Source organism: Streptomyces sp. NPDC054813 (genome assembly GCF_053611365.1).
This window is the reverse complement of the sequence record NZ_JBSHAF010000034.1, coordinates 26,531-51,945: the sequence shown is the minus strand read 5'-3', so window position 1 is coordinate 51,945 and position 25,415 is coordinate 26,531. Positions and strand designations below refer to the sequence as shown.

Below are 25,415 nucleotides of genomic sequence, written 5' to 3'. Positions count from 1 at the left end.
CGACGCCCCTCGTCGCCCCTCCTGGGCCGGTCCTCGGCCGTTCCTCGGTCGGCCCTCCTCAGGGCGCGGGGGTGCCGACCGTGGCGGTGATGGCGCCGATCACGCCGGTGCTGCTCACGGTGACCGAGACCGTGACGGGCCGGATCGGGTTCGGCGGGACGATCGGGTTGGGCGGGACGACCGGAGAGATCAGCACGAAGGAGGGGCGGGTCTTGAGGGTCGTGGTGGCCCCCGCCGAGAAGGGCAGGTTGTCCCGGCCCGCGCCGACCAGGTCGTACTTCTCGCCGCTCGGGTCGCCGGTGCCGCTGGTGTCGTCCAGGCTGCTGATGATCTGGGCGGTGCCGCCGCCGGCCGCGCCGGGCAGGGTGATGACGGTGACGTCGAGGGTGCCGGTGAGGCGGACGTTCTCGTGCGGGCCGGCGAAGGTGCCGCTGATCGGCAGGCTGACCGAGCGGAACTGCGGGAGGGCGGCGGCTGCGGCCCGTACCGTGCGGGCCGTTCGGGCGGGCTCGGCGGCGGTGGCGGCGGTCGCGGGGACGGTCAGGCCCAGGGCGGCCGTGAGCAGGCAGACGTTCCCGGCCAGGCGTAGGGCGTTGCGGCGCATGGGTGCTCCCATTCCGTGCGGCGGGACCGGTCGCGTGTTGCCGCCCCGTCCCGCGGGACGCTTCCCAGCCTGCACGGACCCGCGTACGGCCGCCCCGCCGGTGACCCGGAAGAGTGATGTCCGGCCAGGAGTCAGTGCCGGCGGGTGGGTGTGCGCCGCAGCCGGCGCAGCCCGAAGAGGGCGAGCACCGCGACGCCGACGGCGATGGCACCGACCTTGACCTTGCCGCTCGCGGGACTGCCGCTGTCCCCGGCGGCGGCCGAACTCCCGCTGCCGGACGGCGACGTGCCTGCCGCCGCCCCGCCCGGCACGTCCTCGGCCTGCACCGGACTGTCGGAGCCCTCGCTGCCGTACATCAGCCTGGTCCCGTCGGCGGAGTAGCTGACCGACTCGCCCTGCTTCTGGAGCGGCACGTCGAGCCGCCCCTCCCGCTTGATCTTCCCGCCGTTCCAGTCGTAGTAGATGCCGCCGAAGTAGCCGCGTACGGCGAGCTGCTTGCCGTCGGGCGAGAAGGCGGCGTCGGTGGCCCACAGGTCGACGGCGGCGACGGGCTTGAAGACGTTGGTGCCGGAGGAGGACAGGGTCGCCGGGCCCTCGTAGAGATGCCCGCCGTCCTCCTTCTTGTCGATGATGTACACGCGCCCGGTCTTGGGGTGGACGATCAGCGACTCGGCGTTCCGGGCGCCGTTCGCGTACTTGACGACGTACTGCGTGGCCTTGATCGTCTGGTTCTCCAGGACCTTCGGCTCGGGCAGCCGGTAGATCCACACGTACGGCCAGCTGCCGTCGAGGTTGTCGCCGATGTCCCCGACGTAGATCTGGTTGTCGGGGCCGATGGAGATGGCCTCGACGTCACGGGGCCTGCCGATACCACTGAGCGTGACGGTCGCCACGGTCTTCCCGGTCGCGCTGTCGACGGCGTAGATGTAGGGGCCGTCGTCGCTGTCGTTGTGGGTCCAGTAGATGCCGGGGTGCAGATGGGAGGCGGCGAGACCGCTGGACTCGGTGATGCGCGGGTCCGTGATCGTGAACCCCTTGTCACCGGCGCCGTCGGCGGCGGAGGCGGGTGCGGCGGCGAGGGCCCCGGTGAGCAGGACCCCGGCGAGAAGGGCGAACGATCGTCGGCGCATGGGCCCAAGCCTGCCATCCCGCACCGTGTTTCACGGCCCGGGGCCCGTGGATGACGTGGCGGTCCTCACACCCCACCGCTCCTGCTGATCGTCCATCATGAGCGGATGCTCAGGTTCATGCCCGTCGGGGACTCGATGACCATCGGCAGCACGGGCGAACACACATGGCGATACCGCATGTGGCAGCACCTGTGCGCGACCTACGGCGGCCCGTTCACCCTGGTCGGCCCGCGCGAGACGCTGTACGACAAGCTTGCCGACGCGCCCGTGTCGTACACCTACGCCGACCCGGACTTCCCCTGCGCCCACCTGGCCGGCTGGGGCGAGGGCTGGCTGCACATGGCCCCGCTGATCGGGGAGGCGGTGCGGTCCTGCCGCGCCGACGTCCTGCTGGTCTCCCTCGGCCTGATCGACCTGGGCTTCTACACGAACGCGGAGCAGACGGCGGCGAACGCACGGTCCTTCGTGGCGGCCGCGAGGGAGGCCAACCCGCGCATCCGCATGGTGGTGCTGCCGGTGATCCCGAACATCCGGGCCGCGTCGGACCCGCAGTTCGCGGAGCAGGTGAACCTCTTCAACGAACTGCTGGCGAAGACGATCGCCGACCTGGACGAGCCCCGCTCCCCGCTGCTGCTGGCCTCGCCCCCGCCGTCGTACGACATCGACACGGACACCTACGACGGCACCCACCCCAACGCGAACGGCGAACACCGCATCGCGGAGGCGTTCGCGGAGGCGATGTGGCAGGGGTGGGATCTGGGCGAGGAGTACGCGGCCGGAACGGACTGACCGAATTCCGCCGTCGCCCGGTCACCGTGCGTATCGTTGAACCGCGCGGCCGCACTCGTGCGGAGGGTGGCCGGGGAGGAGCGCCAGGATGACCGTCCTCGAAGACAGGATCGCGATGGCCGAGAGCGACGACGAGATCACGCTCGACGAGCTGTTCGAGCGGATCGAGAAGATGCCCGCCCCCGAGGGATACAAGGTCGAGATCGTCGAGGGGACCGTCCTCATGGCGCCGCAGCGGGACACCCACTGGGAGATCATCCTGGACATCGTCGAGCAGTTGCGGACCAAGTACCCCCGGAAGCGGGTCAAGTCCGACGTCCGTGTCGACTACCCGGGGCATCTGAACGGGTTCGCGTCCGACGTGACGGTGATGGCCGAGGAGGCGGCGAAGAACGGGAAAGGGCTCTGGCGTTACCAGGACGTCGAGTTCGTCGCCGAGGTCATCTCCCGGGGCACCGCAGCCAACGACTACGGCCTGAAGAAGAACGCCTACGCCCAGGCCGAGGTCCCCGTCTACCTGATCGCCGACCCCTACCAGCGCCGCTGCCACATCTACACCAACCCCAAGGGCGACGACTACGCGACCGAGACGAAGGTCGACTTCGGCGACGAGGCGGACCTCACGGCCACCGTCGTCGGCCTCGCCCTGAAGACCGACGAGTTCCCGACCGACTAGCCCTCCACGCAACGGAGTTGAGCCGTTGCCGCAAGTACGTTCGGCTAGGGTCGTGCGTGGATCGGCTCCCGTCGGCCGTGCCTGCCGTCAACGCGTGCGAAGGTGATTCCGGATGCTGAACTACGGGCTCGACCTCTCCGCCCTGGAGGGCGACCTCACGGTGCCCGACCTGGTGGCCGAAGGAGAGGAGCTCGACGCCCTGGTGTCGGCGCATCCGGACTGGACCAGGCCCACACCGGCCGCGGGGTGGACGATCGCCCACCAGATCGCTCATCTCGCTTCAGCCGATGCGAACGTCGTCACCGCCATACGGGCCCCGGAGGCGTTCGACGCCGTGCTGCAGCAGGCCGAGGCCGCGGGCGCCCGGTACGCCGACCTCGACGCCGCCGCGGGAGCGGCCGAACCGCGGTCGGCACTGCTGGCCCGATGGCGCGCGGGCCGGACCGAAGCAGCGGCGGCGCTCCGTGACGTACCCCGGGACCAGGGGTTTCCCTGGTACGGCTCACAGCTGACCGCGGCGCTCATGACACCGCTTCGGCTGATGGAAACGTGGGCCCACGGGCAGGACGTCTTCGATTCACTCGGTGTGAAACGTCGTCCGACCGACCGGCTCAGGCAGGTGGCCGCCCTGGGAGTGACCGGACGGGAGCTGTCCTTCCACGCGGCCGGGCTGCCCGGTCCGGCCGAGCCGTTCCGTATCGAGCTGACCGGTCCCGGTGGCCGGACCTGGGCATGGGGCCCGGAGAACGCGGCGCAACGGGTTCAGGGCACCGCCCTCGACTTCTGCCTCCGGGTCACCCGACGCAGGTCCCGGGCCGAGACCGACCTCAGGGCGGTCGGCGAGGACGCGGGCAAGTGGCTCGACATCGCGCGGGTCTTCCTCTGAAGAACCCCGGGCCCACCGACCCGAAGTCCTTGCCTAGAGCGCACTCCACGCCGTTGGCTGGGTGACCATGAAGTACACGCAGCTCGGACGTACCGGACTCAAGGTCAGCCGACTCGTCCTCGGCACCATGAACTTCGGCCCGCAGACCGACGAGGCCGACAGCCACGCGATCATGGACGCGGCGCTGGATGCCGGCATCAACTTCTTCGACACCGCCAATGTCTACGGGTGGGGTGAGAACAAGGGGCGGACCGAGGAGATCATCGGCAGCTGGTTCGCCAAGAGCCCCGCGCACCGCGACAAGGTCGTGCTCGCCACCAAGGTGTACGGCAACATGGCCGCCGACGGTGACGCCTGGCCCAACCACGACAAGCTGTCCGCCGTCAACATCCGGCGGGCCGTCGACGCCAGCCTGAAGCGGCTGGGGACCGACTACATCGACGTCTACCAGTTCCACCACATCGACCGCCGGACCCCCTTCGAGGAGATCTGGCAGGCGATCGACACCCTCATCACGCAGGGCAAGATCCTGTACGTCGGGTCCTCCAACTTCCCCGGCTACAAGATCGCCCAGGCCAACGAGATCGCCGCCCGGCGCGGCGGCACCATCGGTCTCGTGAGCGAGCAGTGCCTCTACAACCTCGCCGAGCGGCGCGCGGAGATGGAGGTCATCCCGGCCGCGCAGGACTACGGCCTCGGGGTCATCCCCTGGTCGCCGCTGCAGGGCGGGCTGCTCGGCGGTGTGATCAAGAAGGAGGTGGCGGGCGGGCGCCGGGCCAGTGGCCGGGCCGCCGACACCCTCGCCAACCCCACCTCACGCGCCCAGATCCAGGCCTACGAGGACCTGCTCGAAAAGCACGGGACCGAGCCCGGAGAAGCCGCGCTGGCCTGGCTGCTCACGCGTCCGGGGGTGACGGGTCCGATCGTCGGCCCGCGCACCGGCGAGCAGCTGGAGTCGGCGCTGAGGGCCGTCGAGCTGGAGCTGAGCGAGGAGCTGCTGGCGGGGCTGGACGAGATCTTCCCGGGTCCTGGTCCTTCTCCGGAGGCCTTCGCCTGGTAGGAGAGCGCCCCGTAGGGGCGCGGGGAACTGCGCGATCAGCCACCGACTGCCCGCAGTCGAAAGCCGGCCGCAGTTCCCCGGCCGGCCCTCACCTCATCGCCGACGCCACCGCGACCACCACGAACAACAGCACAAGCGCACCGGCCATGATCCGGTTCCTGGTCTTCGGGTCCACGGCAACGAGCCTAACCGCCCGCCCCGAGCCCCCAGCGGGCGACCACCTCGTACCGCGGCTGCTCCCCCGGCACCCCCGACGTCGGCAGGTTGCTGCGCACCAGCGCCAGCTCCCCCACCGCCCAGGTCCGGCTCGCGAACTCGGCGAGCAGCGCGACGTACGGCCGTACCTCCACCGCGTCCCGGCTGCGCGCCACCGTCAGGTGGGCCTTGTAGCGGCGGTGCTCCCCCATCGGTACGCCCGCCTTCCGCGCCGCCGCCTCCGCGCGGTCGGCAAGGAGTCGGAGGGTCTCCAGATCCCCCCGGGCGCCCGCCCACAGGGCCCGGCCGTGGCCGAACTGGCCGCCGCCCGCGACGGACAGCGGGAAGGACGGCGTGCGGTGGGCCGCGCGGGCCAGCCGGTCCGACAGGTCCGGTACGACGCCGTCCTCGACCTCGCCGTAGAACGCCAGGGTGTAGTGCCAGCCGGGGCGGCCGGTCCAGCGGAGCGCGTCCGCGCCCGGCAGCCGCTTCAACCGGTCGACCTCGACGGCGAGTTCGGCGGCCACCTCGGCCGGGGGCAGCACGGCGGCGAAGAGTCTCATGCGGACCACCCTGCCATCATGAGGAGATGCAGATCACCATCAGAGAAGGCAGGCCCGACGACATTCCCGCGATACTCGGGATGCTCGACAGTTGTGTGGAGTGGCTGGTGGGACAGGGGCGGACCGAGCAGTGGGGCACCACGCCGCTGTCGGAGAACCAGAAGACGGCGGAGTCGGTCGCGCACTACATGGACAAGGGCGTGACCTACATCGCCGAGGCCGACGGAGTGCCGGCGGCCACGCTCACGGTCACCGACGCGCCCGGCGCCTATCTGTCGCATCTCCCGCCGCCCGGTGAGCCCGAGCGGTACATCCACTGGCTGGCCTCCGACCGCCGGTTCAAGGGCCACGGCGTGGGCAGCGCGCTGCTGGCGCATGCCGCCGAGGAGACCCGGCGGGCCGGGATCTCGCTGCTGCGGGTGGACTGCTACGCGGGCGCCGACGGCAAGCTGGTCCGCTACTACGAGGGCAACGGCTTCGTCCGCACCGAGACCTACACCGCGATGCGGGACTGGCCGGGACAGGTGCTGGCCCGGAGGCTGTAGTACGCCTCCGGGCCGGCGCCCCGTCCGTGTCTCACGCGGCCGCGGCGAGCTCCTCCTGGTCCTCCCGCTCATCGCGCGGGACGAACCGCACCCGCGGGTGGCCGCCGTGCCAGCCGACCGACAGCCGCAGGTTGCCGACGCGGGCCAGGACCAGGCCGATCACCACGGCCGCCGCGGCGGCGATGGCGCCGCCCACCGCCAGGCCGGCGCGGACGCCGTACGCGTCCGTGATCCAGCCGGCGATGGGTGCGCCGATGGGGGAGCCGCCCATGAACACCATCATGTACAGGGCCATCACCCGGCCGCGCATGGCCGGGTCGGTGCCCATCTGGACGGTGGTGTTCGCGGTGACGTTGACCGTCATGCCGAACATGCCGATCGGGACCATGAGCAGCGAGAACAGCCAGAGGGACGGTGCGGTCGCAGCTACCAGCTCCAGTCCGCCGAAGGCCACCGCCGCCGCGAGCATCACCCGCAGCTTGGCCGTGCCGCGTCTGGCCGCGAGCAGGGCGCCGGCCAGGGAGCCGACCGCCATCAGGGTGTTGAAGAGGCTGTAGGAACCGGCGCCCGCGTGGAACACGTCGTCCGCGAAGGCGGAGAGATAGACGGGGAAGTTGAAGCCGAAGGTGCCGATGAAGCCGACCAGGATGATCGTCCACGTCAGGTCGGGGCGGCCGGCCACATAGTGCAGGCCCTCCCGCAGCTGGCCCTTGCCTCTCGGCGCCCGCTGCACGACGTGCAGGTCACGCGCGCGCATCAGCAGCAGGCCGACGATGGGGGCGACGAAGGACAAGCCGTTGAAGAGGAAGGCGTAGCCGGTACCGACGCCGGTGATCATCAGGCCGGCGACCGCCGGGCCGACCAGGCGGGCCGACTGGAAGTTCGCCGAGTTGAGGCTGACCGCGTTCTGCAGCTGGTCCGGGCCGACCATCTCGGAGACGAAGGACTGGCGGGCCGGGTTGTCGACGACCGTGGCGAGACCGACCACGAAGGCGGCGAGGTAGACGTGCCAGACCTGGACATGGCCGGAGAGGGTCAACAGCGCCAGCGCGATGCCGGTGAGGGCCATGGACGTTTGGGTGACGAAGAGTGCGCGCCGCTTGTTCAGCCGGTCGACGAGGACCCCGCCGTAGAGGCCGAAGAGCAGCATCGGCAGGAACTGGAGAGCGGTGGTGACGCCGACGGCGGTCGCGGAGCCGGTGAGGCTGAGGACCAGCCAGTCCTGGGCGATGCGCTGCATCCAGGTGCCGATGTTCGAGACGACCTGGCCCGCGAAGAACAGGCGGTAGTTCCTGACCTTCAGCGAGCCGAACATCGAGGACCTGCTGCGTGATGCGGGGGTAGTAGGGGCGGTCGGTGCGGGGGCGGAAGGTGCTCCGGATCCCGAACTCAAAGTGCGTTCGCCTCCTCTTTCTCTGGCTCGTTCGCCTACGGGGCGCTCCCGCCGGTGCCGGGAGGCCCTTCAGCTCACTCGCGGTGCAAGGGCTTTACAGGTGTGCGAGTTTCTCCAGGACGGGGGCGGCAGCACGGAGCTTGGCCCACTCGTCCTCGTCGAGGCCGTCGACGAGGCCGGCCAGGAACGCGTTGCGCTTGCGGCGGCTCTCCTCGAGCATCGCCTCGGCCTGCTCGGTCTTGGTGACGACCTTCTGGCGCCGGTCCTCGGGGTGCGGCTCCAGACGGACCAGTCCCTTGGCTTCGAGCAGCGCCACGATGCGGGTCATCGAGGGCGGCTGCACATGTTCCTTGCGGGCCAGCTCACCGGGGGTGGCCTGGCCGCAGTTGGAGAGGGTGCCCAGCACCGACATCTCGGTGGGGCTCAGTGACTCGTCGACCCGCTGGTGCTTCAGCCGTCGCGAGAGTCGCATCACGGCGGAGCGGAGGGAGTTCACGGCGGCCGCGTCGTCGCCATGGGTAAGGTCCGGCATGTTCTTTAGAGTAACTCATTACCCTGCCTAAGGACCACCTGGGACACGCCGTATGCCCGTGACCTCGGCCACTGAATCTGGTGGCCTGTGGGTGTCCCCCAGAAAACATCGCGTCACCCTTACGAGTGAGTCGAATCCGGAAAGTGACGCATCGGGCGCCCGGATGTGGCGCCCTCGTATGCATGGGGACCAGTGTGCTCAGCCTGCGGATAGACAAAGAGCTGCTCGACCGGCTCCGGCACCATGCGGCGAAAAGGGGAATGAGCGTCCAGGACTACGTGGTCCGGACGCTCATTCGCAACGACTTCGACGAGCGGTTCTCGGCCGCCGTCGAGGAGACGGAGAGGTTCTACGGCGACCAGGTCAAGGTCACATGAGACCCCGGCCGGATCAGGATCGCGATCGGATCGGGATCGGGATCAGGTGAGACCCAGGGCCGGCATCAGGTAGTAGAAGGCGAACACGGCCGCGACCACGTACATCGCGACCGGGATCTCCTTGGCCCGGCCGGCGGTCAGCCGCAGCACCACGAAGGTGATGAAGCCCATGCCGATGCCGTTCGTGATCGAGTAGGTGAACGGCATCATCACCATGGTCACGAAGGCCGGGATCGCGACGGTGTAGTCGGCCCAGTCGATCTCCTTGATCGAGCCGGCCAGGATCAGGAAGCCCACCGCGAGCAGCGCCGGGGTGGCCGCCTGCGAGGGGACCATCGTGGCGATCGGGGTCAGGAACAGCGCCACGGCGAACAGTCCGCCGGTGACGACGTTGGCGAAGCCGGTGCGCGCGCCCTCGCCGACACCCGCCGTCGACTCCACGAAGCAGGTGGTGGCCGAGGAGGAGCTGGCACCGCCGGCGGCGACCGCGACACCGTCGATGAAGAGGACCTTGTTGATGCCCGGCATATAGCCCTGGGCGTCGGTCAGCTTGGCCTCGTCGCTGACGCCCATGATCGTGCCCATGGCGTCGAAGAAGCAGGACAGCAGGACGGTGAAGACGAAGAGGACGCCGGTCAGCAAGCCGACCTTGTCGAAGCCGCCGAACAGGCTGACCTTGCCGAGCAGGCCGAAGTCCGGGGTGGAGACGGGGTTGCCGGGCCACTTCGGGACGGTCAGGCCCCAGGTCGTCACATGGGCGACGGAGTTGATGATCAGCGCGAGCACGGTCATCGCGACGATGGAGATCAGGATCGCACCGGAGACCTTGCGGACGATCAGCCCGAGGGTCAGCAGCACGCCGAGCACGAAGACCAGGACCGGCCAGCCGTTCAGGTGACCGTCGACGCCGAGCTGGAGCGGGACGGTGGTCTGGGCGACGTCCGGGATCCGGGTGACGAAGCCGGAGTCCACCAGGCCGATCAGCATGATGAACAGGCCGATACCGATCGAGATCGCCTTGCGCAGGCTGTAGGGCACCGCGTTCATCACGCGCTCGCGCAGGCCGCTGGCGACCAGCAGCATCACGACGAAGCCCGCCAGCACCACCATGCCCATGGCGTCCGGCCAGGACATCCGGGGCGCCAGCTGGAGAGCGACGACGGAGTTCACACCGAGACCGGCGGCGAGCGCGATCGGGACGTTGCCGACGACGCCCATGAGCAGCGTGGTGAAGGCCGCGGTGACGACGGTGGCCGTGACCAGCTGACCGTTGTCGAGCTGGTGGCCGTACATGTCCTTCGCGCTGCCGAGGATGATCGGGTTCAGCACGATGATGTACGCCATCGCGAAGAACGTGGCGAAGCCGCCGCGCACCTCGCGGGCGAGGGTGCTACCCCGCTCGGAGATCTTGAAGTAACGGTCGAGCGCGCCGTACGCGGGGGTCGCACCCGGCTGTTCGGGGGCGGGCGCCTGAGTGGAAGCCGGGGTCGGCATTGGAGGTTCCTACGATCAGAAGTAGCCAGACACAAACGGTTTCAGTATGAACGTATGAGTGATAGATCGCTATCTCCGCGCGTAGACCCCAGGGATGCGTAAGCTGAGCACCATGGCGAAGTGGACCCCCCAGCACGAGGCACCGGAACCCCTGGAGGGGCCCGTGGTGCCGACGATCATCGGCGGCACGCTCGTCTGGTTCGTCCTCTTCCTGGCCCAGCTCCCCTTCTACGGCTGGTACGCCGACCACGGCCACACCTGGTGGGTGTGGACCTGCCTGGCCGGCGGCGGCCTCGGGCTGATCGGCATCTGGTACGTGAAGAAGCGGGACGCGGCCATCAAGCGGGCGCAGACCGCACGCTCCCTGTAGGGGAGACCCCGGGGCCGCCTACAACCAGGGCACGACTTCGCTCCTCCCCTGGTCGGATCTTCCGGGCACTCGGCAGGTGAACGCGCAAATCCGCACGTACCGTCGAACGTATGACGCACATCGACGCGGGCGCGGAACTCGACCCTGTGCATCCGGTTCCGCTGCCGGCCCCGGCCCGGACGAGCGGGCTGACCGCCGCCGAGGTCGCGGAGCGGATCGCGCGCGGCCAGGTGAACGACATTCCGGTGCGCAGCAGCCGCTCGTTCGGCGAGATCGTGCGCGCGAACGTCTTCACCCGGTTCAACGCGATCATCGGTGTGCTGTGGGTGATCATGCTCGTGGTGGCGCCGATCCAGGACAGCCTGTTCGGCTTCGTGATCCTGGCCAACACGGGCATCGGCATCGTGCAGGAGTGGCGGGCGAAGAAGACCCTGGACTCGCTCGCGGTGATCGGCGAGGCGCGGCCGACCGTGCGCCGCGACGGGGCCGCGGTGGAAGTGGGCACGAGCGAGATCGTGCTCGACGACCTCATAGAGATCGGCCCCGGCGACAAGATCGTGGTGGACGGCGTGTGTGCCGAGGCCGACGGCCTGGAGATCGACGAGTCGCTGCTCACCGGTGAGGCCGACCCGGTCGTCAAACGCCGCGGCGACCAGGTGATGTCGGGGAGTTTCGTGGTGGCCGGCGGTGGCGCCTTCGCGGCCACGAAGGTCGGCCGGGAGGCCTATGCGGCCCAGCTCGCCGAGGAGGCCTCCCGCTTCACGCTGGTCCACTCCGAGCTGCGCTCCGGTATCTCGACCATCCTCAAGTACGTGACGTGGATGATGGTCCCGGCCGCCATCGGCCTGGTCGCCACCCAGCTGGTCGTCAAGAACAACGGGATCAAGGACGCCGTCGCCCGCACGGTCGGCGGCATCGTCCCGATGGTCCCCGAGGGTCTCGTCCTGCTCACGTCCGTCGCCTTCGCGATCGGCGTGATCCGGCTGGGCCGCCAGCAGTGCCTGGTCCAGGAACTCCCCGCGATCGAGGGCCTCGCCCGCATCGACACCGTCTGCCTCGACAAGACCGGCACGCTCACCGAGGGCGGCATGGACGTCACCGAGCTGCGGGCGCTGGACGGGGTCGACGAGAGTTACGTACGCAAGGTGCTGGGCTCGCTCGGCGAGTCGGACCCGCGTCCGAACGCCTCCCTCCAGGCGATCATCGACGCCTACCCGGACAGCGAGGACTGGCGGTGCGTGGAGTCGCTGCCCTTCTCCTCCGCCCGCAAGTACAGCGGGGCCACCTTCAGCGAGGGCGACGGGGAGCTGAGCACCTGGCTGCTGGGGGCGCCGGACGTGCTGCTCGACGACGGCGACCCGGCGTTGGCCGAAACCGTACGCCTCAATGAGGAGGGGCTGCGGGTGCTGCTGCTCGCCCGCTCCACCCGGGACCTCGACCACGCGAAGGTGGCCGAGGGCGCCCGCCCGACCGCGCTGGTGGTCCTCGAGCAGCGGCTGCGCCCCGACGCCGCCGACACGCTCCGTTACTTCGCCGACCAGGAGGTCCGGGCGAAGGTGATCTCCGGCGACAACGCGGTGTCGGTCGGTGCCGTGGCCGCGAAGCTCGGCCTGAGCGGTACGACGGTGGACGCGCGCCGGCTGCCCGCGGAGCCCGGCGAGATGGCCGAGGCCCTGGACGGGGGCACCGTCTTCGGCCGGGTCACCCCGCAGCAGAAGCGGGACATGGTGGGGGCGTTGCAGTCACGCGGGCACACGGTCGCGATGACCGGGGACGGCGTGAACGACGTACTCGCCCTGAAGGACGCGGACATCGGTGTCTCGATGGGATCGGGCTCCGAGGCCACCCGGGCGGTCGCGCAGATCGTCCTGCTCAACAACAGCTTCGCCACGCTGCCTTCGGTGGTCGCCGAGGGACGCCGGGTGATCGGCAACATCACCCGGGTCGCCACCCTGTTCCTGGTCAAGACGGTCTACTCGGTCCTGCTCGCGGTGCTCGTGGTCTGCTGGCAGGTCGAATACCCCTTCCTGCCCCGACACCTGACCCTGCTGTCCACCCTCACCATCGGCATCCCGGCCTTCTTCCTGGCCCTCGCCCCCAACAAGGAACGGGCCAGACCGCACTTCGTGCGCCGCGTGATGCGTTATTCGATCCCGGGCGGGGTGCTGGCCGGCGTCGCGACCTTCGTGACGTATCTGCTCGCCCGCCACTACTACACGGGACCGGGCTCCCTGGACGCGGAGACCAGCGCGGCGACCCTGACCCTGTTCCTGATCTCGATGTGGGTCCTGGCGATCATCGCCCGCCCGTACACCTGGTGGCGGGTGGCGCTGGTGGCCTCGATGGGCGTGGCCTTCGTCTTCGTCCTCGCGGTACCCGCCCTGCAGAGCTTCTTCGCGCTGAAGCTGGTGGGGGTGGTGATGCCGTGGACTGCCGTCGGTATCGCCGTGGTGGGGTCGGCCTTGCTGGAGTTCTCCTGGAGGTGGGTGGAGCGCCGCTTCCCCGACTAGAACAGTGCGGCTCCGCCGCGAGGGCTGGGTGCCCACGTGGCGGAGCCGCACTGACAGGGTTTACTTCACGTCGACGTAGTCGCCCGTGGCGCTGACCGCCGGGGTAGTCGAGGTGCCGGCGAAGCTGAAGCGCCAGTAGCCGTCGTAGTTGGCGGTGGTGGTGGTCTTCAGGTTGCCGGACGAGTCCGTGGACACCGTCTTGACGGTGGTGTAGGTGCTCGTACCCGCCTTGCGGAACTGGAGCTTGACCGGCTGGCTGGCGTAGCCGTGGTACAGGTTGTCATCCCAGTTGGCGCGGGAGAGCTTGCCGGTGACCGTGAGGGTCTTGCCCTTCGCGACCGGCTCGGGGCCCGCGTTGGCCGTCAGCTTCGAGTTGCGCTGGACCAGGGTGGTGGCGAGGCCGCTCTGGTCCTTGTAGCCGACCTTGCTCAGGTCGGGGTTGGTCGGGCTCTGCCCGTTGAAGGCGACGGCCTCGGCGGCGACGCTCCAGCTGCCGGCCCAGACGCTCTTCAGGTCGCCGTCGGCCGGGTAGATGTCGACGGAACCAGCGCAGGTGGCGGTGGTCGAGGAGGTGGCGGTGCAGGTCGCCGAGTCGGCATCGCCGTACAGCTCGGGGGCCGTGTCGCTGTAGGAGCCCTTGTAGAGGAAGGCGTCCGTGTAGAAGTCCTTCGCGGTGATGTCCACGTCGGCGCCGTGCGTCAGCTTGTACGTGTACTTGACGCTGACCTTGGCGGTGGTGCCGACCTTGACCGCCTTGGCGATCGACAGGTTCGAGAAGCTGGCGTTCAGCGTGTACGGGGTGCCCGAGTCGCCGGCGGCCTGTGCGGCCGGGACTGCGAGGGCGGAGAGGGCCAGGGCGCCGGAGACGGCGGCCACAGTGGCACGAATGCGCATGGATTCCCCAAGTGGAGAACAGTGGGCGCGAGGCCCAAGTGATCTAGGGAGTCTGTTGACTCGGTGATCAGATCCACGAGGGGCGGGAGTGGTTGTACGAGCGAGACGTAATCCGGTCAGATTTTGATTCCTTTGCGACCGGATTACGTCCCCATGGGGTTACTTCACGTCGACGTAGTCGCCCGTCGCGTTGACCGCCGGGGTCGTGGAGGTGCCCACGAAGGAGAAGCGGTAGTAGCCGTCCACCGTCGCCTTGGTGGTCGTCTTCAGCGTGCCGGTCGAGGACGACTTGATGCCCTTGACGTTCGTGTAGATGCTGGAGTTCTTCTTGCGGAACTGCAGCCGCACGGACTGGGTGGCGTAGCCGTGGTACTTGCCGTCGTCCCAGTTGGCACGGGACAGCTTGCCGGTGACCGTGATGGTCTTGCCCTTCGTCACCGGCTCCGGGGCGGCGTTCACCGTCAGCTTCGACAGGCGCTGGAGCTTGGTGGTGGCCAGCTTGTCCTGCTCGGCGACGCCGATCTTGCTCCAGTCGTCGCTGGTCGGGTCCTGCCCGTTGAGGGCGATCGCGACGCCGAACGCCTTCCAGGTGGTGGCGTCGGCGTTGGAGAGTTCCTCGTCCGCGTAGACGTCGATGGTGCCCTTGCAGCTGGCGGTGGTCGTCGAGGTGTCCGTGCAGGACGGCCAGTCCACGCCGAACAGCTCGTTCGCCGGGTCGTCGATGGTGGCGCCGCGGTAGATCTCGACGTCCATCAGGAAGTCGTCCGCGTGGATGTCGACGTCGGCGCCGTGCGTCACCGTGTAGGTGACCGGGAACGTCCCGTGGGTGGTGGTGCCCGCGACGATCGGCTTGCCCTTGTTGACCTGGACGTTGGAGAAGGACAGGTCCAGCGCGTAGGGGTCGCCCGCGTCGTCCGCGGTCGAGGCGGTGTACGCCGACCGGCCGGCGGTGCCCTGGTGCGCCTGGGCGAGCTTCGCCAGGCCGGAGGGGCTGTAGGAAGAGCCGCCGGCGGCCTGTGCGGCCGGCACGGCGAGGGCGGAGAGGGCCAGGACGCCGGAGACGGCGACCACGGTGGCGCGTATGCGCATAGGTTCCCCTGCATGGAAGTGACCGGGGAGTCTGTTGACTCGCCCGATCAGATCCACAGGGGAGGGGAAAGGTTGTGCGATAAATCAAAAGTCGTGTGAGACGTTCCTTCCCGCGGTTGCTCAGACCGTCGGCCACATGGTCTTGCCCGCCGCCAGTCCGCCCTTGCCGTCGCCCGCGTACCACTTCAGGTCGCCGTTGGCCCACAGCGCGGCCAGGTCCGCCTTGCCGTCGCCGTCGAAGTCGCCGCCGACCACGGCGCGCATGGTGCTCCAGCTCTTGTCGGACCACATCGAACGGGCCTTGTCGAAGGTGCCGTCGGCCTTGGCCGGGTAGAGGTGGAGCGCCCCGTCGGAGGCGACGGCGGCGATGTCGTCCCGCCCGTCACCGGTGAAGTCGGCGGTGGCGATGTGCTTCTTCTTCCAGGTCTTGTCCGGCCACATCGACTTCTTCTGGTTCACGAGGTTGCCGTCGGCGTCCCGCTTGTAGCTGTAGAGGGAGCCGTCGGACCACTGGAAGAGCAGGGTGTCGCGGCCCGCCTTCCCGGTCCGCAGGGCGGCCACGGGCAGGCCGTTCTTCCAGCCGGCGTCCGTCCACAGCTGGGCGCGGCTGTAGAGGTCCGGGACCCACGAGCGCTTGCTGAACAGGGTGAGGTCGCCCTCGGTGTCGGCCGAGATCAGCTCGGTCCCGGGGGTCGTGTCGAAGTCCCCGGCGACGAGCTCCTTCTGGTTGCTGCGTCCGACGACCTTCAGGAAGGAGCCGTACTCCAGTGTGCCGTCGGCACGGCCCTGGAAGACCTGGGCCGAGCCGTTGGTGAGCAGCGTGGCGATGTCCGTACGGCCGTCGCCGTCGAAGTCGGCCGCGGTCATGACGTCGGTGACGTACTTCTGGCGGTTCGTCAGCAGCACCTTCTGCACCCAGTCGGCGATGTCGTCGACCCGGGTGGCGACGGCCCCGGTGCGGGTCTCCCGCGAGTTGAAGCAGCCGCCGTCCCAGGCGGCGCTGACCACGCCGACGACCCTGCCGCCGGCGTTGAGCACGGGACCGCCCGCGTCTCCCTTGCACAGGGCGCCGCCGGACGCGGCGGGCGAGATCGCCAGGGTGGTGGGGTTGACGACGTCCACGCCGAAGGATCCGGTGTGGGCCCGCGCGGGAACCCACTCCAGCTTGGTGCGGCCGTAGCCGATCGCCGTGAGCTGGTCGCCCTGGGCCGGGGTGGCGCCGCTGACGTCGGCGGAGGCGATGTCGGGGAACGGTCCGTCCAGCGGGTCGGTGGCGGTGGTCGGGTCCTCGAGACGCGCCATGACCAGGTCGCGGCCCGGGTACGGCACGATCTCGCGCACCCGCTGCTTCAGCTCGGCCGTCGGCGTGGGCGCGTTGCCGTCGGCGGTCACGAGGGTGGGCAGGGGCGGCGCGCCCCGGGTGAGCGCGGTCGCCTGCCGGGGATCCGGGGCGAAGCAGCTGGCGGCGGTGAGAACCCACTGCTGGTCGACCAGGGTGCCGGAGCAGCCGCGTTCGTTGTCGGTGCCGCCGGCGATGTGGAGCTTGACCGTGTACTGGTCGGCACCGTCCGCGACCTGGTCACCGACGACGGACTGGGCCGGGGCCGCGGTCAGCAGACCGGTCGTCAGACCGGCGGCCGCGAGACCGGCGGCCCACACCATGCGCGCGCTGCGCGGACGGACGTCTTTCACGTTTCCCTCGAATCGGAAGGCGGGCTTCCCCAGGGTGCGCAGGGCGCAGGGGGGAAGCGGAGGAGCATGCGGACGGGCAAGGGGGGAGCGGAGGCGCCTCGGCACCTGCGGCACAGACGGCACCGGCGGCACGCAGCGCCCGGTGCTCGACGGAACCCACGGGATTCGGGACCCACGGGACTCGAAATCCACGGACTCGGAACCCACGGACTCGGGGCTCTCGGCGCAGGCCGGAACCCCGCGGAACTCGGCGCTCAGCGCACCGCGGAGCTCGGTGCGCCGGTCGTGCTCAGCCGGTCACCAGCAGTTCGACGAGGACCGACGGTGCGCCGCCGGTGCCCTCGCCGACGGACTGGAAGCCGCCCTTGGGGACGCTGACCGAGGTGGTCTGGCCGTTGCTGGTCAGGTCGGCGCGGACCGGGTGGTCGGCGCCCGCCTCCACCATGAAGACCTGCGGGAGTTCCAGCGTGAGGCGGCCGGTCTTCGCCGTGGCCTGGAAACAGTAGGTGCCGGCCCGGCCCACGGAGTCGTCCTTGCGGGTCAGCACCCGGATCTGCTGGGCGCCCTGGTCGCAGTCCGCCAGCAGAATGTGCCCGTCACCCTTCTTCAGCCGGATCCCCTTTTCGGCGAGCACGTGGTCGGCACCGGGATAACCGTAGTCCTCGACCGCCGCGGGCGGGGTCGAATCCGACGGGGATTGCGGTGGGTCGTCGGCCGATGCCACGGAAATTCCGGCCAGCGTGGCACACGCGGCCGCTATTCCGGAAACGACGAGATTTCGGGCACGGAAAGGCACCGAAGATTCCCTTCCGGCGTGGATCCTCGCATCGAGAGACCCCCGCCAGGATGCGATGAGAAAATGCAGACATGCGTGGGCAGCGGCCGTTCGCGGCCGACAGATGCCCAGATCAGCCGGTTGCGCGCAGGCGCAACCGGTCCCCCCTTCATCCCCGTGTGAATACAGGTCCGCGGCATCGCAGGCTGGTCGGGCCTGATTGCCTCGAACGTAAAGTCGAGGCACAGAGTAAGCAAAGGTTCGCCGTTCCGTCAACCTCGGCCCCGCACCCACGACACACCCGCTCCGGAAGATCCCCCTTGTCCGATATAAGCAGGCCGGTGCATTCGCTGCACCGCCGACATCTTATTCACATCCCCCTCGGGAAAACGATGACTATGCTTACCCGTCGACCATTCGGCGACTCGCTTTTCGGGGGTCGTCGCCGATTACCGAGACAGGTACTCAGTGAATCGAAGAACTGACCAGTTCGATACCGCTGGAAACACCACACGTCTGATACGCAGAACGGCACTGGGCCTGCTGCCCCTGGCGATCGCCGCCGGACTGCTCGGCCCCGCCCCGGCCCAGGCAGCCGGCTCTCCCGCCGGCGACTCCGACCCGACGAGCGGGGCGTACACCGACCGCGGCCGGGTCCTGGAGCTGTGGCAGGCGGGCGGGCCCGGAGTGCGGGCCGCCGCGGAGGTCGCCCTCACCGGCGCGGACACCGACGTACGGCACTTCCTCGACGACGTCGCTCCCGAGGCCGCCTACCAGGACGACCGCGTCCAGACCGCGCAGGTCGCGAGCATCGGCGGACGGGGGCTGCAGGAGGCCGCCCGCAAGGCGCTGGCCGGGTCGCAGGACGACCTGACCGCCCTCCTGAAGGACGGCTGGAAGGCACCGCTGGAGCAGGACCAGCGCGTCCGCATCGCGCAGATCGTCGACGCGGGCGGGCCAGGCGTGCAGGACGCCGGCCGGGCCGCGCTCAACGGCACCACCGACGACATGACCGCCTTCCTCGACGAGGGCCAGTACACGGAGCGCGAGCAGGACGAGCGGGTCCAGCTCGTGCAGATCGTGAGCACGGGCGGACCCAACGTCCGGGCAGCGGGCCGGGTCGCGCTGGACGGCACCGCGGCCGACATCCGCGAGTTCCTCCAGGTCGGCCAGTACGTCGCCCGCTCACGGGATCAGGAACGCGCCACGGTCGCCCAGCTCGCCGCCCAGGCGAAGGAGGCCGGACGCCAGGCGAAGGCGGAGACGGAGGCCGCCAAGGACGCCTCGGCGCGGGCCGTCGCGGCCTCGGCGCTGGCCAAGGAGGCCGCGCAGAAGGCGGCGAAGGAGACGGAGGCGGCCCGCAAGGACTCGGTGCGTGCCGCGTCCGCCGCCTCCCGCGCGGCCACGGCCGCGGGCCAGGCCGCCAAGGCGGCCCAGCAGGCCATCGACGCGGCCCGGGCCGCCAACAACTCGGCCCGCACGGCGGCCAACGCGGCCACCCAGGCCGCGGCCGCCGCGACCGGTGCCGCCCAGGCCGCGAGCCGGGCCCGCGGGGCGGCGGCCGACGCCGCCACGGACGCCACCAAGGCGAGCACCGCCCGCAAGGCCGCCGACGACGCCCGTACCGCGGCCAAGGGCGCCCGGCTCGCGGCGGACGCCGCCAACCAGGCCGGGGTCGCCGCGACCGCGGCCGGGGACGCGGCGAAGGCGGCGGCGAGCGCGGGCGGCAACGCCGACGCGGCCGCCAGTGCCGCGAGCGACGCCAGCGCCTACGCGGACCAGGCCGGCGTGCACTCCGCGGAGGCCGCCGCGGCGGCTTCGGCGGCGCGCGCCCAGGCCGCGGAGGCCACCCGCGCCGCGAACGCCGCGGAGAGCCTGGCCCGCAAGGCGGCGACGGCCGCAGGCGAGGCACGCGACGCGGCCAACTCCGCCGCCACGCACGCCGAGAACGCGGCCAAGGCGGCCGACGCGGCCGCCGACCACGCCACGGACGCCGCCAACGCGGCGGCCCAGGCGACCGCCCACGCCAAGTCCGCCAAGGAGGCGGCGGACGTCGCGAGCGCGGCCGTGGCCAAGGCCAGGTCGGTGTTCACGCTGGCCCGTCAGATCGAGGCCGAGGAGCTGACCGCCCGTACGAACGAGGCCGTCGCGCGGGCCCGGGAGCTCAAGGCGCAGGAGGAGCAGCGGCAGGCGGCGCTGAACCGCGCGACACAGGCCTCCGCGGCCCTCGAAGCCGATGCCCGGCAGCTGAGCACGGATGCCTCCGCACCCGGCGCCGACCTGCAGAAGATCGCCGACGACGGGCGTGACCTCGCGTTGCGCACCCTGAAGTCCCGTGGGCCCTGGAGCCGTTCGGCGGCGGGGGACGCGCTCTCCGGTGACGCCGCCGAGGTGGTGTCGTATGTCCGTACCGCCCGGGTCGAGGCGGCGCAGGCGGACGAACGGGCCAGGGTGGAGACGCTGGCCCTGGATTCGCCGTCGTCCGACGTGCGCGGCGGAGCCGAGCAGGCCCTGGCCGGCGACACGGCCCGGATCAGCACCTTCCTGAAGGACGGCCAGTACCAGGCGATGGCCGACGACCTGCGCGTCTACATCGCGCGGGTCGTCTCCACCGGGGGTCCCGGCGTCCAGGAGGCGGGCCGCGCGGCGCTGAACTCCGGTTCCGTGGACCGCTACCGCACCTTCGTCACCGACGGCCAGTACCAGGCCCGCACCGAGGACGAGCGGGTCCGCGCGGCACAGCTCGTCGACAGCGGCGGCCCCGAGGTCAAGGCGGCGGCCAGGATCGCGTTGGAGGGGCCCGCGCCGCTGCTGCACGCGTTCATCCAGCACGGCCAGTACCAGGCGCAGCGCAAGGACCAGCTCGCGGCCGGGCATGTCGCCCTGGTCCAGCAGCTGATCTCGGAGGCCGCCTCGGTGGCCGCCACCGCCCAGAAGAACGCCGCCGAGGCCGGCAAGGTCGCCGCCACGGCACGCAAGGCCGCGGCCGAGGCCAAGGAGTACGCCAAGCAGGCCGACGCCTCGGCGAAGGCCGCCAAGGGGTACGCCGACGACGCCCTCGAGTCCGCCAAGGACGCGGAGACGTCGGCGGCGAACGCGGCGGCCTCGGCCAGGACCGCGCGGGCCGCGGAGGAGGACGCCCACGCGGCGGCGGCCCGGGCCGTCGAGTCGGCCACCCAGGCGCAGTCCTCGGCGAACTGGGCCCAGGGCTCGGCCGACGAGGCGTGGAGCGCGGCCCAGGACGCCCGCGCGTCGGCGACGGCCGCGGGCAAGGACTCGGTGGCCGCCGGCAAGGCGTTCGAGGACGCCTTCCGGACCGCGGTCACCAAGCAGAAGCAGGAGGAGGCCGAGTACCGCAAGACCGAGGAGGCCTGGCGCAAGGCCCAGAGCCAGGACGCGCCGGACGAGGACTCCGGCAGCGACTGGGTCCCGGACTGGCTGGAGGACACGGCGGACACCGTCCTCACCTACGGCGAGGCGATCCTCACCAACGAGGACGTCTGGACGGGTCTGGCCGAGACCGGCGCGGGCGTCGTGATGATGGGCGTCGGCGGCTCCGGCGACATCGCCGGCGGCGCGCTGTGCATCACCGGCATCGGCTGTCTCGCGGGGGCCCCGGCCATTGCCGCGAGCACGACGCTGGTCGTCTCGGGCGGCTTCACCACCGCCGACGGCGTGGGCCGGTTCAACGACGGCCTGGGCCAGGCGCTGCGTGAGGCGCAGAGCAAGAGCAACGTCAACAAGGTCGTCCAGCCGGGCCCGAAGCCGGCGCCCAGCAGCCTGCCGGGCTTCCCCAAGGCCGCCCGTGCCAAGCCGAAGACGCCCGTGCAGGGCGGCGGGGGCCTACGCAAGCGGTGGAAGGACCCGGGCAGCGGGGAGATCTACGAGTGGGACTCCCAGCACGGGACGGTCGAGAAGTACAACAAGCGGGGCAAGCACCTCGGGGAGTTCGACCCCGATACTGGTGCCCAGACCAAGCCCGCGGACGGAACCCGGAAGGTGACCCCATGAAATACCTCGTCGCCCGCTACGCCAAGGACGAGGACACCCCCGAGTCGGTCACCGACGTCTCGTCCGTGGGCGCGGACGCGTTCGCGGGGCTGCTGGCGATGCCCGCGGACCGGCTCACCGACGTGTATCCGCTGGGGCCGGAGCACGCGGACGGTTTCCACCGGCTGACCGGCATGGCACTCGACCTGGACCGCTTCGAGTACTTCCTGGAAGTGGAAGCCTGACCGGTCTTACCGGTCTTACCCGTCTTACCGGCCTGATCGGTCTGATCGGTCTGATCGGTCTGACATGGCCCGGGGCCCCTGCCGGGGTCCCGGGCCGTCGCCTTTCGACCTCAGTCGAACCAGCGGTCCCGGGCCAGTTCCTCCGTGCGGGACGGGTCCTCCAGCAGCGCGGCCACCTCGAAGCGGCGCGGCCACTGGCCCGCCGCCCAGGCGAGACCGGCAGCGACGCCCTCCAGGGTGGCCGCGTGCAGGACGCCGTCCCCGGTGAGCCGCCAGTCGATCTCGACGCCGTCGACCACCAGCTCCTCGTGTTCGACGTAGGTCCCCGGGGTGCGCGGGCCGAGCAGGACGTGGACCGGCTCGGGGACGTCGTGTTCGGTCCCCTCCGAGTCGACCGACCCCGTCACCGACTCGCTCAGCCGCCGCACCTGGAACAGTTCGGCCAGTTCGGCGGCGCGGGCGGGCCGTACCGGGAGCAGCGGGACGCCGGTCGTGAACGGCAGCAGGTCCGGCGAGTCGACGACCACCGCGTCCGCCGCGTCCACCACCTCCACCCGGCCGTCGACCACCGCCCGCAGCTCGTCGGGGAGGGTCACCCGCTCAGGGTCCAGGTCCGCCAACGCGCCGTACAGGGCGTGCAGTTGGGCCCCGGTGACCGAGCGGTCCGGGTCGGCGAGGCGGTCCAGGAGTTCGGCGGCGCCGCCAGGCTCGTCGAGGAGGGCGGCCACCGAGGTCCGTACCCCCAGCGCCCGGAGCACCTGCTCGTCCTCGAAGCCGGTCGCGTCGGCCTCCTCGTAGAGGCCGCGCAGCAGCGGGTCGCCGCCGGAGGCCAGCAGACCGGCGGGGCGGCGGCCGTCCAGCACCGGGTGGCCGCGCAGCCACCAGGCCGTGTACGGCCGTACGACCTCGTGGGTGCCGTCCGGCAGCAGGATGCGGACCGGCTGGGTGAGGGCGTCGCGCAGCGGCGGCCGGGCGAGCAGCGCGAGGGCCTCGGGCCAGTGGTCCTCGTCGACGAGGTCGAGGTCGCGGACGGCGACCAACTCGGTGGCGACCGGGGGTACGGGGGTGTCCGGGAAGCGGTCCAGGATGTCCTCGCACCAGACGTCCACGGCGTCAAGCAGACCGGCGTCGTCGGGTTCGGCGAAGTCGCCTTCGCGGGGCTCCAGTTCGTCCGGGTCCAGGACGACGTCGGTGGCACGGACGAGGGCGAAGTTCGCCAGCACCCCGCAGGCGGCCAGCGGCTGTTCGCCCCACTTCTCCGCCAGGTCGGCGTCCACGGCGGCGAGTTCGTCCCCCCTGATCACCCGGGCGAACGGGCTGCCGGGAAAGACGAGTTCACCGGCGGGCGCCGGTTCACCGTCCTCGTCAGGCAGGGCGAGGGCGCCCAGCCAGGGCTCGTCACCGGGTTCCAGGCCGGCATCCCGGACCAGGGCGAGGACCGTGTCCGCCAGCTCCTCCGCGTCCGGGGTGTCCTCCTCCCAGTTCACGCCTCCCTCGTCGTCCAGAGAGGCGGCCACGGCGGCCCGCACCTGCGGGGTGGTGAGGACCGCGCGCGGGGTCGCGGGCAGCGCGCCGAGCTTCTCCAGGAGGGGGTGGGCGGCGTCCTGGTGGGCGACCTTGAGGCCGAGCCGGGCCAGGACCTCGGGGTCGATGACCGCGTCCGGGGTGGGGAGCAGGATCTGGCGGGGGCCGATGGTGGTCCGCCCGTCGGCCAGCGGCACCGGGAGCCCGGACAGCCGCTCCGGGTCGACGCCCGCAAGGCTGTCGTAGAGCCGCCACCACCAGTCCGGGTCCTTCTCGAGGCCGGCCAGGCGGTCGACGGCGTCGGCGAGCGGGAGCCGGCTGACGGACAACGTCCGTAGTTCCACCCGGCGTTCGAGACCGGCGGGCAGGAGCGTGGGGAGCACCTCGGCGAGGACCCGGATCGTGTCCGCGCCCGCCCCCTCCACGATCTCGGCGTCCCGCGGCCGCAACGCCTCGGGGAGCTCGCTGTCGTCTCCGGCCTCGACGGCGGGCGGCAGGAACGCGGTGCGCGGCAGCCGCTCCAGGATCGCCTGGCGCAGCGCGCCGTCCAGCTCGCCCTTGCCGAGCGGGCCGGGCACCAGATGGATGATCCCCTCCCCCACCGGCCGCCAGCCGCCGAGGAGTTCGGCGTACGCGTCGGCCGCGCGCTGCACCAGGAAGTCGGTGAGCGGGCCGGGGGCGGCGTGCCGGCGGGTGGTGTCGAGGGGGAAGGACGCGATGAGCAGGGCGGGGACACCGAGCGGCTCGTCGCTGGGAGTGGGGGCGTGCAGCACGGCGGCGGTGCGCGGGCGGTCGGGGGCGCCCGCGCCGTCCGTGGGCACGGCCCAGGTCAGCGACCAGTGCGGGCGCAGCCGCTCCTCCACCGGCCGGCCGGCCAGCAGCTCCGGGGTGAGCGAGCCGTGCGCGGAGACGGTACGCCAGCGGGTCGTGCCCTCCTGCGAGTCGTCCACGACGGTGAGCGCGCCGTCGGTGCCGCGGCGCAGGGTGCGTACGGTGTCGCCGCTCTCGATCACGACCTCTTCCAGCCCCGGCAGGGCGAGCAGGAGGGCGTCGTCGACGGCGGCGAGCAGGCGCTCGGCGAGATCGGTGGCGGCGGTGTCCCGGAGCGGCAGGATCACGACCGTGTCGTACGGGTCCGGGGCGGTGCCCTCGGCGGCGAACGGGAGCCGGAGCAGCGGCACATGGCCGTCCCGGCGACGGATCTCGTCCCCGAGACCGGTGCTGTGCCGGGCGGTCTCCTCGGCCAGCTCCCGCGCCTCGGCGAGCGACCACCGCACCCCACCGTGCCGGCCGACCACCGCCGGCTCGTCGGTGACGGCCAGCACGGCGGCGAAGCCGACCCCGAACCGCCCGACGGCACTCTCGGTCTCCTCCCGCTTCGCGGAGGCCCGCAGGGTGGAGAGGGACTCGACGCCGGCCGCGTCCAGCGGGGCGCCGGTGTTGGCGGCGAACAGGACGCCGTCGCGGAGGGTGAGCCGGAACCGGCCGGGGACCCCGGCGCGGGCGGCGGCGTCGGCGGCGTTCTGGGCGAGCTCCACGACGAGCCGGTCCCGGTAGCCGCCGAGGACCAGGTCCTCCTCGGCGTTGGCGTCCTCCCGGAACCGGGCGGGGCTGGTGGCCCAGGCGTCGAGGACACCGCGGCGCAGGCGGGCGGTGCCGAAGGGGTCGGCGCCCTCGGCGGCCGGCCGCACGAACTTGCTCACGTTTTCTCTCCTCATCGGCGTGAGGACGAAGGTACCGCGCGCCGAGAGCCCACCCGTCCGCGTACCCGCCCCGCTCAGCCAAGGAGCGGAAGCCCGTGCCCCGGCCCGGCACCGGCGGTGGCCGGCCGCACCGTGGCGCCGTGCGTGATCACCCGCTACGCCCTGGCCGGGCGCCTCGCCCCGCCGTACCGTGCCACGGCCGCGATGACGCTCCTGAAGGCCGCCGGACCGCCGGGCACCGCGGCCGGCCGGGCCGTGTCGGGCCCGCCGGCCGAAACCGACGGCTCACGGGATGCCCTGCCGGCGGCCGTGGTGGCGGACGGCGCGTTCCTGGCGGCGCTCGGGAACCGGGCGGCCGGTGCCGGGGGCTGACCGGCCG

Annotated in this window: 22 protein-coding genes; 11 read left to right on the top strand and 11 right to left on the bottom strand. The window is 71.3% G+C overall.

Going from position 1 to position 25,415, the window contains the following annotated elements; genetic code table 11:
• Positions 1-58: 58 nt before the first annotated feature.
• Positions 59-604 carry a hypothetical protein gene (locus ACWGJB_RS43905; protein ID WP_453385638.1) on the bottom strand — a complete coding sequence of 182 codons (546 nt, stop codon included), beginning with the start codon at positions 602-604 and terminating at the stop codon, positions 59-61.
• A gap of 131 nt (positions 605-735) precedes the next feature.
• Positions 736-1,734 (bottom strand): WD40 repeat domain-containing protein, encoded by a 999-nt coding sequence (locus ACWGJB_RS43900; RefSeq protein ID WP_453385637.1) that lies wholly within the window; start codon positions 1,732-1,734, stop codon positions 736-738.
• A gap of 105 nt (positions 1,735-1,839) precedes the next feature.
• Between ACWGJB_RS43900 and ACWGJB_RS43895 the strand changes: the two genes are divergently transcribed.
• The 4 genes from ACWGJB_RS43895 (at position 1,840) to ACWGJB_RS43880 (ending at position 5,145) form a co-directional block, all read left to right on the top strand.
• On the top strand, positions 1,840-2,523 hold the full coding sequence (locus tag ACWGJB_RS43895; RefSeq protein ID WP_453385636.1) for an SGNH/GDSL hydrolase family protein: 684 nt from the start codon (positions 1,840-1,842) through the stop codon (positions 2,521-2,523).
• A gap of 88 nt (positions 2,524-2,611) precedes the next feature.
• Complete coding sequence (locus ACWGJB_RS43890; RefSeq protein ID WP_453385635.1) at positions 2,612-3,199, top strand: Uma2 family endonuclease; 588 nt, start codon at positions 2,612-2,614, stop codon at positions 3,197-3,199.
• A gap of 112 nt (positions 3,200-3,311) precedes the next feature.
• A complete protein-coding gene (locus tag ACWGJB_RS43885; protein ID WP_453385634.1) occupies positions 3,312-4,085 on the top strand; it encodes a TIGR03084 family metal-binding protein in 774 nt (257 codons plus the stop codon).
• A gap of 67 nt (positions 4,086-4,152) precedes the next feature.
• On the top strand, positions 4,153-5,145 hold the full coding sequence (locus ACWGJB_RS43880; RefSeq protein WP_453385633.1) for an aldo/keto reductase: 993 nt from the start codon (positions 4,153-4,155) through the stop codon (positions 5,143-5,145).
• A 185-nt stretch (positions 5,146-5,330) separates the two neighbouring features.
• Here the strand turns inward: ACWGJB_RS43880 and thpR are convergent, their stop codons facing one another.
• The gene (thpR, locus tag ACWGJB_RS43875) at positions 5,331-5,903 is read right to left on the bottom strand and encodes an RNA 2',3'-cyclic phosphodiesterase (RefSeq protein ID WP_453385632.1); all 573 of its coding nucleotides are present in this window, start codon (positions 5,901-5,903) and stop codon (positions 5,331-5,333) included.
• 26 nt (positions 5,904-5,929) lie between these two features.
• On the opposite strand from thpR, the gene ACWGJB_RS43870 reads away from it, so the two are divergent.
• Positions 5,930-6,448 carry a GNAT family N-acetyltransferase gene (locus tag ACWGJB_RS43870; protein ID WP_453385631.1) on the top strand — a complete coding sequence of 173 codons (519 nt, stop codon included), beginning with the start codon at positions 5,930-5,932 and terminating at the stop codon, positions 6,446-6,448.
• Positions 6,449-6,479: 31 nt separating this feature from the next.
• On the opposite strand, the gene ACWGJB_RS43865 is transcribed toward ACWGJB_RS43870, so the two are convergent.
• Together ACWGJB_RS43865 and ACWGJB_RS43860 are read right to left on the bottom strand one after the other, a co-directional pair.
• Entirely contained in the window at positions 6,480-7,763 is a 1,284-nt protein-coding gene (locus ACWGJB_RS43865) for an MFS transporter (RefSeq protein WP_453385630.1), read from the bottom strand.
• Positions 7,764-7,935: 172 nt separating this feature from the next.
• Positions 7,936-8,373, bottom strand: a complete 438-nt coding sequence (locus ACWGJB_RS43860; protein WP_351702944.1) for a MarR family winged helix-turn-helix transcriptional regulator — start codon at positions 8,371-8,373, stop codon at positions 7,936-7,938.
• A gap of 182 nt (positions 8,374-8,555) precedes the next feature.
• Here ACWGJB_RS43860 and ACWGJB_RS43855 point away from each other — a divergent pair, with 182 nt between their 5' ends.
• Positions 8,556-8,750: a ribbon-helix-helix protein, CopG family gene (locus ACWGJB_RS43855; protein WP_352223476.1), complete on the top strand. Its 195-nt coding sequence runs from the start codon at positions 8,556-8,558 to the stop codon at positions 8,748-8,750.
• Positions 8,751-8,792: 42 nt separating this feature from the next.
• On the opposite strand, the gene ACWGJB_RS43850 is transcribed toward ACWGJB_RS43855, so the two are convergent.
• Positions 8,793-10,244: an NCS2 family permease gene (locus ACWGJB_RS43850; protein ID WP_453385629.1), complete on the bottom strand. Its 1,452-nt coding sequence runs from the start codon at positions 10,242-10,244 to the stop codon at positions 8,793-8,795.
• A 112-nt stretch (positions 10,245-10,356) separates the two neighbouring features.
• Here ACWGJB_RS43850 and ACWGJB_RS43845 point away from each other — a divergent pair, with 112 nt between their 5' ends.
• A complete protein-coding gene (locus tag ACWGJB_RS43845; RefSeq protein WP_453385628.1) occupies positions 10,357-10,614 on the top strand; it encodes a DUF2530 domain-containing protein in 258 nt (85 codons plus the stop codon).
• A 110-nt stretch (positions 10,615-10,724) separates the two neighbouring features.
• Positions 10,725-13,124 (top strand): HAD-IC family P-type ATPase, encoded by a 2,400-nt coding sequence (locus ACWGJB_RS43840; protein WP_453385627.1) that lies wholly within the window; start codon positions 10,725-10,727, stop codon positions 13,122-13,124.
• A 60-nt stretch (positions 13,125-13,184) separates the two neighbouring features.
• Here ACWGJB_RS43840 and ACWGJB_RS43835 read toward each other — a convergent pair whose 3' ends face one another.
• The 4 genes from ACWGJB_RS43835 to ACWGJB_RS43820 all read right to left on the bottom strand — a co-directional run bounded on the left by ACWGJB_RS43835 (position 13,185) and on the right by ACWGJB_RS43820 (position 17,523).
• Complete coding sequence (locus ACWGJB_RS43835) at positions 13,185-14,018, bottom strand: hypothetical protein (protein ID WP_453385626.1); 834 nt, start codon at positions 14,016-14,018, stop codon at positions 13,185-13,187.
• Positions 14,019-14,177: 159 nt separating this feature from the next.
• Positions 14,178-15,107, bottom strand: a complete 930-nt coding sequence (locus ACWGJB_RS43830) for a hypothetical protein (RefSeq protein WP_453385625.1) — start codon at positions 15,105-15,107, stop codon at positions 14,178-14,180.
• A gap of 120 nt (positions 15,108-15,227) precedes the next feature.
• The gene (locus ACWGJB_RS43825; RefSeq protein ID WP_453385624.1) at positions 15,228-16,799 is read right to left on the bottom strand and encodes a trypsin-like serine protease; all 1,572 of its coding nucleotides are present in this window, start codon (positions 16,797-16,799) and stop codon (positions 15,228-15,230) included.
• 289 nt (positions 16,800-17,088) lie between these two features.
• On the bottom strand, positions 17,089-17,523 hold the full coding sequence (locus tag ACWGJB_RS43820; protein WP_453385623.1) for a hypothetical protein: 435 nt from the start codon (positions 17,521-17,523) through the stop codon (positions 17,089-17,091).
• A gap of 519 nt (positions 17,524-18,042) precedes the next feature.
• On the opposite strand from ACWGJB_RS43820, the gene ACWGJB_RS43815 reads away from it, so the two are divergent.
• Positions 18,043-21,585, top strand: a complete 3,543-nt coding sequence (locus ACWGJB_RS43815) for a colicin E3/pyocin S6 family cytotoxin (RefSeq protein ID WP_453385622.1) — start codon at positions 18,043-18,045, stop codon at positions 21,583-21,585.
• Entirely contained in the window at positions 21,582-21,809 is a 228-nt protein-coding gene (locus tag ACWGJB_RS43810; RefSeq protein ID WP_360485648.1) for a DUF7683 domain-containing protein, read from the top strand. Before ACWGJB_RS43815 ends, ACWGJB_RS43810 begins: the two co-directional genes overlap by 4 nt.
• Positions 21,810-21,919: 110 nt before the next feature.
• On the opposite strand, the gene ACWGJB_RS43805 is transcribed toward ACWGJB_RS43810, so the two are convergent.
• Positions 21,920-25,036: a sacsin N-terminal ATP-binding-like domain-containing protein gene (locus ACWGJB_RS43805; RefSeq protein WP_453385621.1), complete on the bottom strand. Its 3,117-nt coding sequence runs from the start codon at positions 25,034-25,036 to the stop codon at positions 21,920-21,922.
• 144 nt (positions 25,037-25,180) lie between these two features.
• On the opposite strand from ACWGJB_RS43805, the gene ACWGJB_RS43800 reads away from it, so the two are divergent.
• A complete protein-coding gene (locus ACWGJB_RS43800) occupies positions 25,181-25,408 on the top strand; it encodes a hypothetical protein (RefSeq protein ID WP_453385620.1) in 228 nt (75 codons plus the stop codon).
• Positions 25,409-25,415: the final 7 nt, after the last annotated feature.